Source organism: Streptomyces blattellae (assembly GCF_009709555.1).
Taxonomy (GTDB): domain Bacteria; phylum Actinomycetota; class Actinomycetes; order Streptomycetales; family Streptomycetaceae; genus Streptomyces; species Streptomyces blattellae.
Genome location: NZ_WJBG01000244.1, coordinates 86,036 through 99,662 on the forward strand (window position 1 = coordinate 86,036; position 13,627 = coordinate 99,662).

Genomic DNA, 13,627 nt, shown 5'->3' on the forward strand with positions numbered 1-13,627 from the left:
GCCGCTCGGCCGGAAGGAGATGGATGAGAAAACAGCTCGGAACCGGCGATGACACCGGCGGCCGTGCGCCCGGTGCGCAGGACCTCGCTGCCCTCGCACATCGGCCGCGGCCGTCCGGTTCCGAGCACAGCGGCGCGACATTGCACCCGCCCGCCGCGAGGGCTCCCGCCGGACTCCCGCCGAGCGACGGACCGGAGATCGCCCCGCCGCAGACCGACAGGCTCCGCTATCTCGACACCGCGACCCGGCAGATCGCCCGCGGCATGAACCTCGACGAGACGTTGTACGAGCTGTGCCGCGCGGCCGTCCCTGCCTTCGCCGACACGGCGTTCGTCCACCTGTACGCTCCGCTTCCGGTCGGCGACGAGATCGGCGCCGCCCCGGAGATCCTGCGGCTGCACACCGTGGACCACGCTTCCCCTCGGTCCCCCGCCCCACAGGGCTCCGGGTCACCCGCGCCGAGCGCGCACACCCTCCAGGCGGCCGAGGTCGTACGCCCGGCCGCCACCGGACTGCTCGCCAAGCTGCTGCAGGACGGACGGCCGGTGCTCGGCAGCGACCCGGGTGTCGCCGCCGCGGCGGCCGAGCTGCTCGGAAGGGTCCGTATCCCCTGGGCGACGCCTACGGGACGACGGCTGATCATCGCCCCCTTGCACGGCCGCAACCACGCCCTGGGCAGCGTCATCCTGGTCCGCGGACCCGACCGCCCCGACTTCACCGGCGACGATCTGCTGGTGGCCTCCCAGCTCGCCACCCACACCGCTCTCGGGCTCGACAAGGCGATGCTGTACGAGCGCGAGGCAGCCGTCGCGGACGCGTTGCAGCGCACGATGCTCCCGCCGTCGCTGCCGGAGCCGCCCGGGGTCCGGCTGGCCAGCCGCTATCTGCCGTCCTCGCGGACCGCGCAGGTCGGCGGGGACTGGTACGACGCGATCCCGCTGCCCGGCAACCGCGTCGCCCTGGTGATCGGCGACGTGATGGGCCACTCCATGACCTCGGCCGCGATCATGGGCCAGCTGCGGACCAGCGTCCAGACCCTGGCCGGGCTCGATCTGCCCCCGGACGAGGTGTTGCACCACCTCGACGAGCAGGCGGGACGCCTGGGCAGCGAGCACACGGCGACCTGCCTGTACGCGTTGTACGACCCGGTACTGCACCGGCTGATCGCGTCCAGCGCCGGTCATCTGCCACCGGTGCTGCTGCGTCCCGACGGCAGCGTGGAGGTGCTGGACGTCCCGCCCGGAGCGCCGATCGGTGTCGGCGGCGGAGGATTCGAGTCCGTCGAGACACACGCGCCGGCCGGGGCCACCCTGGTGCTCTACACCGACGGCCTGGTCGAGTCCCGTGACTGGGACGTGCTGGCCGGGGTGGAGCGGCTGTGCGGCAGGCTGCGCGCGGCCGGCTCGGGATCCGCGCCGCCGACGCTGGAAGACCTGTGCGACAACGCACTCGGCACCCTGGGCACCGGTGACCGGGACGACGACATCGCGCTGCTCGCGGCCCGGTTCGAGGGCATCCTGCCGGAGACCGTCGCGTACTGGTACATGGCTCCCCGACCGCAGACCGCGCGCCAGGCCCGCCGGCTGACCCGCCGGACCCTGCACGGCTGGGGCCTGGACGAGCTGCTGGAATCCACCGAGCTGATGGTCGGCGAGGTGGTGGCGAACGCCGTGCGCTTCGCTTCCCGGCCGATCACCCTGCGGCTGCTCTGCACGGACGTGCTGCGCTGCGAAGTGGGCGACGACTCGCCCGTGGTGCCGAGGATGCGGCACGCACTGCTGAGCGACGAGGGCGGCCGGGGACTGTTCCTGGTCGACCAGCTCGCCGAGCGCTGGGGGGCGACGCGGGTGAGCACGGGCAAGGTGGTCTGGTTCGAGCAGCCGCTGCCGCGCGCGCCGGCGGGTTGAGCCGGCCGGCGCAGCCGGTTCGCCCCGGCAGCCGGGCGGGACGCGTCGCAGGAGGAAACCCGCTTCCGTCGGTCAGCGCAGTGTCAGCACAGTGTCAGCGCAGCGGGAGCGCCATGTACTGGTACTCCAGGAACTCGTCGATCCCGACCCGGCCGCCCTCCCTGCCCAGGCCGGACTGCTTGACGCCGCCGAAGGGTGCGGCCGGGTTGGAGACGAGGCCGGTGTTGAGGCCGACCATGCCGACCTCCAGGCGTTCGCTGACGCGTAGTGCGCGGTCCAGGCTGCCGGTGAAGAGGTAGCCGACGAGGCCCCAGTCGGTGTCGTTGGCGCGGCGTACGGCCTCGTCCTCGTCGTCGAAGGTGAGGATCGCGGCGACGGGGCCGAAGATCTCCGTGCGCGTCAGGCGGCTGCCCGGGTCCACGTCGGTGAGTACGGTCGGCGGGTAGAAGCAGCCGGGTCCGTCCGGTGTGTCCCCGCCGACCAGCACCCGGGCACCGCGCTCCACCGCGTCGGCGACCAGTTCCTCGACCTTGGTGCGTCCGGCGGCGTCGATCAGCGGGCCGACGTCGACGCCGTCCCGGGTGCCCGGGCCCACGACCAGCGCGCCCATGCGCTCCGCCAGCCGCCGCCCGAACTCCGCCGCCACCGAACGGTGGACGAAGAACCGGTTCGCGGCGGTGCACGCCTCGCCCATGTTGCGCGTCTTGGCGACCATCGCGCCGTCCACGGCCACATCCAGGTCCGCGTCGTCGAAGACGACGAAGGGCGCGTTGCCGCCCAGCTCCATCGAGGTGCGTACGACAGCGTCGGCGCACTGGGCGAGGAGCAGCCGGCCGACGGCCGTGGAGCCGGTGAAGGACAGCTTGCGGATACGGCCACCGCGCAGCAGGGGCTCGCACACCGCCCCGGCGCGGGAGGTGGTGACGACGTTCAGTACGCCGTCCGGCAGCCCGGCCTCCTTGAGGATCGCGGCCAGCGCGAGGCTGGACAGCGGGGTCTGCGGGGCCGGCTTGAACACCATCGTGCAGCCAGCCGCGATCGCCGGGCCGATCTTGCGGGTGCCCATGGCCAGCGGGAAGTTCCACGGGGTGATCAGCAGGCAGGGCCCTACCGGGCGGCGGGCGAGCAGCATGCGGTGGCGGCCGTCGGGGAGGGTGCCGTAGCCGCCGTCGATGCGTACGGCCTCCTCGGAGAACCAGCGGAAGAACTCGGCGGCGTACGCCACCTCTCCCCTGGCCTCGGCCAGCGGCTTGCCCATCTCGGACGTCATCAGACGGGCGAGTTCGTCGGTGCGGTCGAGGATGATCTCGTGCGCGCGGCGCAGGATCTCGCTGCGGGCCCGGGGTGCCGTACGGGCCCACTCCCGCTGTGCCTGGACGGCCGCGTCCTCCGCGAGCCGGGCGTCCTTGGGCCCCGCGTCGGCGACATGGCAGAGGATCTCGCCGGTCGCGGGGTCGTCGACGGGCAGGGTGGCGCCGTCCGCTGCGTCCAGCCAGGCGCCGCCGACGAACAACTGCGTGGGTGTGCCGTTCATGAGGTCACTCCCGTCTCCACCGCGGCCGCCCACGCCCGAAGGCCCTCGTCCACCGCCGTCTCGTCGATGACCAGCGCCGGGATCATCCGCACGACCTGGTTCCAGGCCCCGCACAGCAGCAGGAGCAGGCCCTCGTCGACGGCGGCCCGCTGCACGCGGGCGGCGGTCTCGGGGTCGGGTTCGCCGTCCTCGGTCACGAACTCGGAGGCCAGCATCAGCCCGAGGCCGCGGACGTCACCGATGCCGGGGGTGCGGTCGGCCACCGTCTGGAGGCCCTGGCGCAGCCGTGCGCCCATCGCGTCGGCGTTCTCGACGAGCTTCTCGTCGCGTACGACGTCGAGGGTGGCGCAGGCCGCGGCGCAGGCGACGGCGTTCGCGCCGTAGGTGCCGCCCTGCGAGCCGGGCCACGCCCTCCGCATGAGCGCCTCGGGGGCGGCGATGCCGGACAGCGGGAAGCCGCTCGCCAGGCCCTTGGCGGTGACCAGGATGTCGGGTGTGACACCGAAGTGGTCGTGCCCCCAGAACCGGCCGGTGCGCCCGACGCCGGTCTGCACCTCGTCGAGGATCAGCAGGAAGCCGTGGCGGTCGGCCCGCTCCCGCAGTCCTTCCAGGAAGGCCCGGGTGGCGGGGACGTATCCGCCTTCGCCGAGCACCGGTTCGACGATGACCGCGGCCGTGTCGGCGGGCGAGGAGATCGTCTGGAGCGTGTAGTCCAGCTCCCTCAGGGCGAAGCGGGTGGCGGTGTCCTCGTCCCAGCCGTAGCGGTAGGCCGTCGGGAACGGGGTGACGACGACGCCGCTCATCAGCGGGGAGAAGCCGGACCGGAAGCGGATGCCGGACGTCGTCATGGCGGCGGCCGCCACCGTGCGGCCGTGGAAACCGCCGTGACAGACGACGACGTTGGGGCGGCCGGTGGCCTGCCGGGCCAGCCGCAGCGCGGCCTCGACCGCTTCGCTGCCGGAGTTGGTGAAGAACAGGCTGTCCAGGCCGGCCGGCAGTACCTCGCCGAGCCGGTCGACGAGGTGCCGCAGCGGCTGGTGCATGACCGTCGTGTACTGGCCGTGGATCAGCGTGCCGACCTGCTCCCGCGCGGCGGCCACGACCTTGGGGTGGCAGTGCCCGGTGCTGGTGACGCCGATGCCGGCCGTGAAGTCGAGATAGCGGCGGCCGTCCTCGCCGTAGAGGTGGACGCCCTCGCCCCGGACCGCCGTCACGGGCGTGGCCTGGCGAAGGTGCGGCGACAGTGCGGTCATGGTCGTCTCCCGGCGTCGGTCGTCGGTCGTCGGTCGTAGGTCGTCGGTCTGCTGCGGTTCTGAAGCAGCCTCCCCGCGGCCCGGCGGCCGGCAACGCCCGATCTGTCCGGCCGCGACGCGCTGTCCGGACGGTGTGTCAGGCGTTTCTTGCACAGGCCAGTGACGCTTGTCAGAGTGACGGAGCAGGCAGGGAGGCGGCAGCGTGAGCGAGAACGACCCCACAGGCCCGAACCTCACAGGCCCGGACCCCGCAGGCCGTCCGCTCACCGGCCAGGACCCCGCAGGCCGTCCGCTCACCGGCCAGGAGCCCACCGGCCGCCCGCTCACCGTCGCCGACGTGCTGGCCCTTCCCGTCCTCGCCGCGGGCCGGCCGCAGGTCGTCACGGGTGCGACCCGGCTCGACCGTCCCGTCCGCTGGGTCCACATCACCGAGCTGACCGATCCCGCCTCCTTCCTCAAGGGCGGCGAACTCGTCCTGACCACCGGCATGCCCCTGCCCGAGGAGCCCGCCGGAGTACGCCGGTACGTGGACGAACTCGCCGACGTCGGTGCCGCGGCCCTGGTCATCGAACTCGTACGCCGTTACCACCGGCCGCCCGACGCCCTCGTCCAGGCATGCCGCACACGCGGTCTCCCGCTCGTCACCCTCACCGAGGACGTCAACTTCCTGGAGGTCACCCAGGTCGTCCACGCCCTGATCCTCGGCAACCAGGCGGACGCGATGCGCAGGACCCAGCGCATCCATGAGGCCTTCACCGCGCTCACGCTGCGCGGCGCCGGCCCCGAGGACGTGCTGCGGGCCGCGGCGGAGATGAGCGGCCGTACGGTCGTCCTGGAGAACCTCGTCCATCAGGCGCTGATCTGCGAACCGTCCGGCGGCGCCACCGAGGCCGCGCTCACCGGCTGGGAACGGCGTTCGCGGGCGACCCCGCCCGCGGACCGTGCCGGAGTGTCGGGCCCGGAGGGCTGGCTGGTGGCGTCCGTGGAATACCAGGGCGAGGGCTGGGGCAGGTTGGTCATGCTCCCGGCCCCGAGCGGCACGGCCGCGACCGGCACGGCCCCGACGGGCACGACCGCGCCCCCGGGCTTCGGCCCCGAGGACGTCACCGTCCTGGAGCGAACCGCGATGGCCCTCACCATCGCCCGCCTCATCCACACCACCCCCTGGGAGCGCACCGCACACCGAAACGCCCTGCGCGACCTCGCCGAGCAGCGCCACCGGTCACCGGCCGACGCCCGCGCCCGTGTCGCGGCGCTGGGGCTGCCCACGGAGCACGTCTGCTTCATCGCCGTACTCGCGGACATCCCCGCATCGCAGGACACCGCGACGACCGAAGTCCGGCTCTCCGAGGAGCTGCGGGCGACCGGAACCAGGGCACTCGTCGGCCGTCTCACCCGCACCCGCCTCGGTGTCCTGCTCACCCTGCGCCCGTCCCAGCCCTGGCGTCCCGCCGTCGAGCGGCTGAGCCGCACCGCGCGCGGCCTGGCCCCGGGAGCGACCGTGTGCGTCGGCTCCCCGGCACCCGAACTCGCCGACGTCGCCCGTTCGTTCCGCGAGGCGGCCCGCGTCGCCGAGGCGACCGAGCCCGGCCGGCCGCTCCCGGAGGACCGCTCCTTCCACGAACGGTCCGACGTCGGACTGCGCCGCCTGCTGTTCGCGCTGCGCGACGACACCCGGATCCAGGACTACGCGGAACGGCAGCTGGGCCCGCTCATCGACCACGACACCCGCCATGGCACCGACCTTCTGGACATCCTGCGCCGGTACCTGGACGCGGCCGGGAACAAGACCGTCGCCGCCCGATCGAGCGGCCTGTCCCGGGAGACCGTCTACCAGCGCCTGCGCACCATCGAGCGGATACTCGACCGCGACCTCGAATCCGGCGAGCAGCGCACCGAACTCCATGTCGCCCTCAGCGCACTTGACGTGCTGCGGATCCGCTGACGCATGGGTCGCCGATTTGACACCGACCCCTCGTGATCACCAGTCTACGTTCATGACATTCATTTCCAATAGGGGTGGTTAGGCATGCGCGTGGCCTTCGTGGGCAAGGGCGGCAGCGGCAAGACGACCCTGTCCGCGCTCTTCGCCCGTCATCTCGCGCGCTCGGGCGTGCCCGTCGTCGCCATAGACGGCGACATCAACCAGCACCTGGCCTACGCCCTCGGGCTCGACGAGGACGAGGTCTTCGCGGCGCCGCCGCTCAGCGCGCGGACCGGTGAGATCAAGGACTATCTGCGGGGCACGAACCCGCGGATCCCGTCCCGCGCGGCCATGGTGAAGACCACGCCGCCCGGGCGCGGCTCCCGGCTCGTCCGGCTGCTCGGCGACGACGAGATCCACTCGCGGCACGTCCAGCGGGTCGGCGAGGTGTCCTTGATGGTCACCGGCGCCTTCGACGAGAGCGATCTGGGGGTGGCCTGCTACCACTCCAAGCTGGGCGCGGTCGAGCTGTACCTCAACCATCTGGTCGACGGCCCCGGCGAGTACGTCGTCGTCGACATGACGGCCGGCGCGGACGCCTTCGCCTCGGGGCTGTTCACCCGGTTCGACATGACGTTCCTGGTCGTCGAGCCGACCCGGAAGAGCGTCTCGGTCTACCGCCAGTACCGCGACCACGCGGCCGAGTTCGGCATCCCGGTCGCCGTGGTCGGCAACAAGGTCACCGGCGCGGACGACCTCGCCTTCCTGCGGCAGCACGTGGGCGACGACCTCCTCGCCCACTGCGAGCAGTCCGCGTTCGTCCGGGCCCAGGAACAGGGCCGCGACCAGGGCGAGCTGGAGCCGGCCAACGCCGAGGCGCTGCAGCGGCTGCGCGCCGCCGTGGACGCCCGCACGAAGGACTGGGCCGCCTTCCAGCGGCATGCCGTCGAGTTCCATCTGCGCAACGCCACAGCCTGGGCCAACGAGGCGACCGGCCAGGACCTCACCGACCAGGTCGACCCCGATTTCGAGCACGGCCCCGCGGCGCTCGCGGCCTTCGCCTGACCCGCCGCACGGCCCCACCGGTTCCACCAGTTCCACCAGTTCCACGATCAGCACAACAGACAGGACACCCCCTTCATGTCGCTCGACGTCTCCCCGCAGTTGCTCGCCGAAGCCGAGAACGGCCAGGTGCGGGAAGAGGACTTCGTGGCCACGGTCCGTACGTCCCTGCCGTACGCCTACGATCTGATCGCCCGCCTGGTCGGCGAACTCCGCGCCGGTCAGGCCGAGTTCGCCGACAACCAGACTCCGCCGCCTTCCGAGAACGAGCGCGGCCAGTTGCTGCGGGCGCTGTCCAGCGACGCGATCCGCGGCAGCCTGGAGCGGCACTTCGGCGTCGCCCTCGCCTTCCAGAACTGCCACCGTGTCGCCGTGTTCCCGCCCGAGGCGCGCGACGGTGAGACGTACACCCGCTTCACTTCTCTGCGCGCCCAGATCCTGAACCAGTCGCCGGAGTTCCGCGACTGCTGAGGCCGTATGCCTTCGGCGCAACCCTGGACGATCAGGGTTGCGCCGGAACCGTTGACGAGGCCATGTCCCGCTCTTATCTTCTGACCGACTTCACGAACTGCGTTCGAAATCACGGACAGGGACGGTCTCGTATGCCTCGGATGCTCCATGCCGTTCGCCTGCTGCTGGTGATGCTGGTCGCCCTCGCGGCCAGTCTCGTCGCACCGGTCTCCCCCGCCCGGGCCGCCGTCCCCGAATCCCCCGCCGTGACCTACACCAACCCGATCGCGGCGCAGCGGGCCGACCCGCACATCTTCAAACACACCGACGGCTACTACTACTTCACCGCGACCGTCCCCGAGTACGACCGCATCGTGATGCGCCGGTCGACCACCATCCAGGGCCTGTCGACGGCCCAGGAGGTCACCATCTGGACCAAGCACGCCAGCGGCGTGATGGGCGCGCACATCTGGGCACCGGAGATCCACTTCATCGACGGCAGGTGGTACGTCTACTTCGCCGCCGGATCCACCAGTGATGTGTGGGCGATCCGGATGTACGTCCTGGAAGGCACCGGCGCCAACCCGCTGACCGCGACCTGGACGGAGAGGGGGCAGATCAGGACCCAGTGGGAGAGCTTCTCGCTGGACGCGACGACCTTCGTGGTGAACGGCGTGCGCTATCTGGCCTGGGCGCAGCGCGACCCGTCCGTGAACAACAACACGGACATCTACCTCGCGAGGATGGCCAACCCCTGGACCATCACCGGCACTCCGGTGATGCTGTCGCGGCCCACCTACTCCTGGGAGACGGTCGGCTTCCGGGTCAACGAGGGCCCGGCGGTGATCCAGCACGGCGGCCAGGTGTTCATGTCGTACTCGGCGAGCGCCACGGACAGCAACTACTGCCTGGGCCTGCTGTCCGCGTCCGCGAGCGCGGATCTGCTCAACCCGGCCTCGTGGACGAAGAGTCCGACACCCGTCTTCACCAGTAACGCCTCCACCAGCCAGTACGGGCCGGGCCACAACTCCTTCACCGTCTCCGAGGACGGAAAGAGCGACATCCTCGTCTACCACGACCGCAGCTACCGGGACATCAGCGGCGACCCGCTCGACGACCCCAACCGCCGCACCCGCGTCCAGAAGCTGTACTGGAAGGCCGACGGCACCCCCGACTTCGGGATCCCGGTGGCCGACGGGGTCACGCCGCAGCGCCTCTCGTCGTACAACTTCGCGGACCGGTTCGTGCGCCACTGGGATTACCGCGCCCGGACCGACGCGAACGTCTCGCCGCTGGCGGACTCGCAGTTCCGGGTGGTCACCGGGCTGGCGGGCAGCGGCACCGTCTCGCTGGAGTCGGCGAACTTCCCCGGCTACTTCCTGCGGCACAAGAACTTCGAGGTGTGGCTGGAGAGGAACGACGGCACGGCGCAGTTCGCCTCCGACGCGACCTTCTACCGGCGGGCGGGGCTGTCCGACACGGCGGGCATCTCGTACGAGTCGTACAACTACGCCGGCCGCTACATCCGGCACTGGGAGCAGCTGCTGTACGTCCAGACACCGAGCACGGCGACCGACCGGGCGGACGCGACCTTCTACGCCCAGTGAACTGACGCCAAGTGAACTGATACGCCCAGTGAACTGATCGGGTGCACGCCCCGACCGGCTTCCCTACGATCATCGCGTGGTCAACTTCCTCCTCGAACGCACCGCCCCCCTCGCCCTCCCCGAGGCCTGGCGCCGACTCACCGAGTGGCCTCGGCACGGCCGGGTCGTACCGCTGACCCGGGTCACGGTCGTCACGCCGCCCCCGACCCGCGAGGGCACGGTCCTCGTCGCCCGCTCCGGGCTCGGCCCGCTCGCCTTCGACGACCGTATGGAGGTCACCGTGTGGCAGCCACCGGGCGACGAGACCCCGGGCCTGTGCCGCCTGGAGAAGCGGGGCCGCGTGATCACCGGCTGGGCGGAGATCGAGGTGCGCCCGGGGCCGGGTGGCCGGTCGCGGGTCGTCTGGCGCGAGGAACTGGGGGTGCGGCTGCTGCCCCGGGTGTTCGATCCGGTGGTGGGGCGGGCGGCGCGGTACGTGTTCGGGCGGGCGGTGAATCGGCTGCTCAGGTGGCGGTGACGCCGATGCCCGCTCAGAGCCTGAAGACCCGTCGTGCGTTGCCGGACAGGAACAGGTCGGTGGTCTCGCCGTCCAGGTCCAGTTCGGGGAGGTGCTCCAGCGCCTTGGCCGGGGTGATCATCGGGTAGTTCGTGCCGAAGAGGACCTTGCGGCGGCCCCGGCCGCGGAGGTAGGCGACCAGCTCGGGCGGGTAACGGCGGGCGGTGTAGGCGCTGGTGTCGATATAGACGTTGGCGTGCTTGTCGGCGACGGCGATCATCTCGGTGGTCCACGGGTAGCCGATGTGCCCGCACACGATGGTCAGTTCGGGGAAGTCGAGGGCGACCTGGTCGACGTAGGGGATGGGGCGGCCCGTCTCGGAGGGGCGGAGCGGGCCGGTGTGGCCGACCTGGGTGCAGAAGGGGATGCCGAGGTCGACGCAGGCCGCGTACAGGGGGTAGTACAGGCGGTCGGTGGGCGGCAGCTGCCAGAGCCAGGGGACGATGCGCAGGGCGACGAAGCCGAGTTCCGTCACGGCTCGGCGCAGTTCCCGTACCGCCAGGACGGGACGGGTCAGGTCCGCGCCGGCCACGCCGCGCAGCCTGCCGTCCGACCGGGCGACGAAGTCGGCCACCTCGTCGTTGCTGATCAGCGGCCCCTGGGGGCCGTACCAGGCCGCGGACAGGGCGATCTCGACGTCGGCGGCGGCCATCGCGGCCACCGTCGCCCTGACCGGCAGCGGCTCCTCCAGGCGCTCCGTGCCCGTCCAGCGGCGTAGCGACTCGAACATGTCGTGGTTGGAGTGGCGGAGCGTGGGGTGCTGCATCCATACGTCGATGACGGGCATGGACCCTCTCCTCTGCTGAGCGTGCGCTTACCACCACGCTAGGGCCTGTTCTGAGTTTCCCCGTCGTCCGTGCGGGGCACGGGCGCAGCGGCGGAGTGGGGATACCTCCCGGCCGAGCCGTACGAAGCGCGGTTCGAGGGTGCGCGCCGGACGTCGGGGCGCAGGCGGGGAAAGTCAGAACAGGCCCTGAGCGCTCCGCCGGCCGGGCCGGTCAGCGGCCGGCGTCTCGTCGTGGTGGATCGGCGTGTGGGCCCCGGTGAGGGAGACGCCGCTGCCGCCGCGCCGGCCGGCCACGATCTCGGCGGCGATCGACAGGGCCGTCTCCTCGGGGGTGCGGGCGCCGAGGTCGAGGCCGATCGGGGAGCGGAGCCGCGCCAACTCCAGCTCTGTCACGCCGACTTCACGAAGACGCTCGTTGCGGTCGAGGTGGGTGCGCCGGGAGCCCATCGCGCCGACGTAGGCGACCGGGAGCCGGAGCGCGAGCTGCAACAGGGGTACGTCGAACTTGGCGTCGTGAGTCAGGACGCACAGCACCGTACGGCCGTCGACCTGCGTGCGTTCCAGGTACGTGTGGGGCCACTCCACGACGATCTCGTCCGCCTCGGGGAAGCGGGTCCTCGTGGCGAAGACGGGGCGGGCGTCGCACACCGTCACCTGGTAGCCCAGGAACTTGCCGATGCGGACCAGCGCCGACGCGAAGTCGATCGCACCGAAGACGATCATTCTCGGGGGCGGGACCGAGGACTCCACGAGGACCGTGAGCGGCGCTCCGCAGCGCGAGCCCCGCTCGCCGATCTCCAGGGTGCCGGTGCGGCCCGCGTCCAGGAAGGCGCGGGCCTCCTCGGCGACCGTGCGGTCCAGTTCGGGGTGGGCGCCGAAGCCGCCGTCGTACGGGCCCTCGGGGTGGATCAGCAGGGCCCGGCCCCTCAGCTCGGGCGGGCCGGAGACGATCCGGGCCACCGCCGCCGCCTCCCCGCGCGCGGCGGCGCTCAGCGCGGACGCGAGCACCGGGCGGACCAGGTCGCCCGCCCGGACCGGGGTGACGAGGATGTCGATGATTCCGCCGCAGGTCAGGCCCACGGCGAAGGCGTCCTCGTCGCTGTAGCCGAAGCGCTCCAGGACCGACTCCCCGTCCTGGAGCGCCTGCCCGCACAGGTCGTACACCGCGCCCTCGACACAGCCGCCGGAGACCGAGCCGATCACCGTGCCGTCGGCGTCCACCGCGAGTGCGGCGCCGGGCCGGCGGGGCGCGCTGCCGCCGACGGCCACCACGGTGGCCACGGCGAACTCGCGTCCCTGCTCCACCCACCGGTGCAGCTCTGCGGCGATGTCCAGCATCTCTCGGTCTCCTGACAGCGGTCGTGTGGAGGGCGTTTCATGACACCGGCTGGAACACCGGCTAGTGCACGCCCAGCCAGCTCTCTATCGGATTGAGGGCGAAGAACACCAGGAAGATGCCGGTGAGGCCCCACTTGACGCTCTCCTCCCTGAAGGGGAGGAGATTCTTACGGCTCGCGCCGTGAGAGTTCCTGTTTCATCGCCGACTGCCCGCCCGGAGAACTCCGTTGAGGTCTTACACCAGCTCCGCAGGCCGACACCGCCCGTCCGGCGGCCAGCAGGTTCTTCGCCGCGTTCACGTCCCGGTCGTGGGACGTGCCACAGCTGTCGCATGTCCAGGTACGGACGTGCAGCTCCATCTTCTCCTGCAAGGTGCCGCAGGTGGAGCACAGCCTGGACGAGGGGAAGAAGCGGTCCACCGCGATCACTTCCCGCCCGTACCAGGCGGCCTTGTACTCCAGCAGGTTGCGGAACTCGGCCCACGCGGCATCGCTGATCGCACGGGCCAGGCTCCGGTTCCTGACCATGTTGCGTACGGTCAGATCCTCGATCACGATCGTTTGGTTCTCACGAACGAGACGAGTGGTCAGCTTGTGCAGGCCGTCACGCCTGCGGTCGGCGATCCTGGCGTGGATCCTGGCGACCCTTTGCCGGGCCCTGGCCCGGTTCGCCGATCCCCTGGCCTTCTTCGCCATACGGCGCTGGGCCAGCGCGAGCCGGGCACGGTCCTGACGCTCGTGCCGGGGGTTGGCGATCTTCTCCCCGGTCGAGAGGGCCAGCAGGTGGTCCAGGCCGACATCCACGCCCACAGCGGTTGCTGTCGCGTCAAGCGGCTTCACCGTCGGGTCTTCGCACAGCAGGCAGACGTACCAGCGCCCGGCCGCGTCCTGGGACACGGTCACCGTCGACGGCGTTGCACCCTCGGGCAGTGGTCGCGACCAGCGGATGTCCAGGGGATCACGCATCTTCGCCAGCGTCAGCCGGCCGTCACGGAAGCGGAAACCGCTGGTGGTGTACTCGGCGGACCTGCGGGACTTCTTCTTCGACTTGAAGCGCGGGTACTTCGCCCGCTTGCCGAAGAAGCTGGTGAACGCAGCCTGCAGATGGCGCAGGCACTGCTGGAGCGGCACGGACGAGACCTCGTTGAGGAACGCCAGTTCCTCGGTCTTCTTCCACGCCGTCAGCATCGCCGACGTGGCGTTGTAGTTC

The 13,627-nt window shown here is 71.5% G+C and carries 11 protein-coding genes; 6 read left to right on the forward strand and 5 right to left on the reverse strand.

Going from position 1 to position 13,627, the window contains the following annotated elements; all coding sequences use genetic code 11:
• Window positions 1–23: 23 nt before the first annotated feature.
• The gene (locus tag GFH49_RS36235) at window positions 24–1,907 is read left to right on the forward strand and encodes a SpoIIE family protein phosphatase (protein WP_155060299.1); all 1,884 of its coding nucleotides are present in this window, start codon (window positions 24–26) and stop codon (window positions 1,905–1,907) included.
• Window positions 1,908–2,001: 94 nt separating this feature from the next.
• Here GFH49_RS36235 and GFH49_RS36240 read toward each other — a convergent pair whose 3' ends face one another.
• Both GFH49_RS36240 and GFH49_RS36245 read right to left on the reverse strand, forming a co-directional pair.
• On the reverse strand, window positions 2,002–3,441 hold the full coding sequence (locus GFH49_RS36240; RefSeq protein ID WP_155060300.1) for an NAD-dependent succinate-semialdehyde dehydrogenase: 1,440 nt from the start codon (window positions 3,439–3,441) through the stop codon (window positions 2,002–2,004).
• Entirely contained in the window at window positions 3,438–4,694 is a 1,257-nt protein-coding gene (locus tag GFH49_RS36245) for an aspartate aminotransferase family protein (protein ID WP_155060301.1), read from the reverse strand. Before GFH49_RS36245 ends, GFH49_RS36240 begins: the two co-directional genes overlap by 4 nt.
• 202 nt (window positions 4,695–4,896) lie before the next feature.
• On the opposite strand from GFH49_RS36245, the gene GFH49_RS36250 reads away from it, so the two are divergent.
• The 5 genes from GFH49_RS36250 to GFH49_RS36270 all read left to right on the forward strand — a co-directional run bounded on the left by GFH49_RS36250 (window position 4,897) and on the right by GFH49_RS36270 (window position 10,254).
• Window positions 4,897–6,639 carry a PucR family transcriptional regulator gene (locus GFH49_RS36250; RefSeq protein WP_155060302.1) on the forward strand — a complete coding sequence of 581 codons (1,743 nt, stop codon included), beginning with the start codon at window positions 4,897–4,899 and terminating at the stop codon, window positions 6,637–6,639.
• Window positions 6,640–6,723: 84 nt separating this feature from the next.
• Window positions 6,724–7,683, forward strand: coding sequence for an ATP-binding protein (locus tag GFH49_RS36255; protein ID WP_155060303.1), 960 nt, complete (start codon window positions 6,724–6,726; stop codon window positions 7,681–7,683).
• Between the two features lie 75 nt (window positions 7,684–7,758).
• Window positions 7,759–8,151 carry an SCO5389 family protein gene (locus GFH49_RS36260; RefSeq protein WP_155060304.1) on the forward strand — a complete coding sequence of 131 codons (393 nt, stop codon included), beginning with the start codon at window positions 7,759–7,761 and terminating at the stop codon, window positions 8,149–8,151.
• Window positions 8,152–8,321: 170 nt separating this feature from the next.
• Window positions 8,322–9,737, forward strand: a complete 1,416-nt coding sequence (locus GFH49_RS36265; RefSeq protein WP_155060319.1) for a family 43 glycosylhydrolase — start codon at window positions 8,322–8,324, stop codon at window positions 9,735–9,737.
• Between the two features lie 76 nt (window positions 9,738–9,813).
• Window positions 9,814–10,254, forward strand: a complete 441-nt coding sequence (locus tag GFH49_RS36270; protein ID WP_155060305.1) for an SRPBCC family protein — start codon at window positions 9,814–9,816, stop codon at window positions 10,252–10,254.
• Between the two features lie 13 nt (window positions 10,255–10,267).
• Here GFH49_RS36270 and GFH49_RS36275 read toward each other — a convergent pair whose 3' ends face one another.
• The 3 genes from GFH49_RS36275 to GFH49_RS36285 all read right to left on the reverse strand — a co-directional run.
• Window positions 10,268–11,080 carry an amidohydrolase family protein gene (locus GFH49_RS36275; protein ID WP_155060306.1) on the reverse strand — a complete coding sequence of 271 codons (813 nt, stop codon included), beginning with the start codon at window positions 11,078–11,080 and terminating at the stop codon, window positions 10,268–10,270.
• A gap of 174 nt (window positions 11,081–11,254) precedes the next feature.
• On the reverse strand, window positions 11,255–12,418 hold the full coding sequence (locus tag GFH49_RS36280; protein ID WP_155060307.1) for an XdhC family protein: 1,164 nt from the start codon (window positions 12,416–12,418) through the stop codon (window positions 11,255–11,257).
• Window positions 12,419–12,585: 167 nt separating this feature from the next.
• On the reverse strand, window positions 12,586–13,627 hold a 1,042-nt coding region (locus GFH49_RS36285; RefSeq protein ID WP_155060308.1), incomplete at its 5' end, for an RNA-guided endonuclease InsQ/TnpB family protein.

Bases quoted from the DNA above. Each gene is read 5' to 3' on its own strand.
- GFH49_RS36255 (WP_155060303.1), top strand. From the start codon at position 6,724: ATGCGCGTGGCCTTCGTGGGCAAGGGCGGCAGCGGCAAGACGACCCTG.
- GFH49_RS36245 (WP_155060301.1), bottom strand. From the start codon at position 4,694: ATGACCGCACTGTCGCCGCACCTTCGCCAGGCCACGCCCGTGACGGCG.
- GFH49_RS36275 (WP_155060306.1), bottom strand. From the start codon at position 11,080: ATGCCCGTCATCGACGTATGGATGCAGCACCCCACGCTCCGCCACTCC.
- GFH49_RS36240 (WP_155060300.1), bottom strand. From the start codon at position 3,441: ATGAACGGCACACCCACGCAGTTGTTCGTCGGCGGCGCCTGGCTGGAC.
- GFH49_RS36235 (WP_155060299.1), top strand. From the start codon at position 24: ATGAGAAAACAGCTCGGAACCGGCGATGACACCGGCGGCCGTGCGCCC.
- GFH49_RS36280 (WP_155060307.1), bottom strand. From the start codon at position 12,418: ATGCTGGACATCGCCGCAGAGCTGCACCGGTGGGTGGAGCAGGGACGC.
- GFH49_RS36265 (WP_155060319.1), top strand. From the start codon at position 8,322: ATGCTGGTCGCCCTCGCGGCCAGTCTCGTCGCACCGGTCTCCCCCGCC.
- GFH49_RS36260 (WP_155060304.1), top strand. From the start codon at position 7,759: ATGTCGCTCGACGTCTCCCCGCAGTTGCTCGCCGAAGCCGAGAACGGC.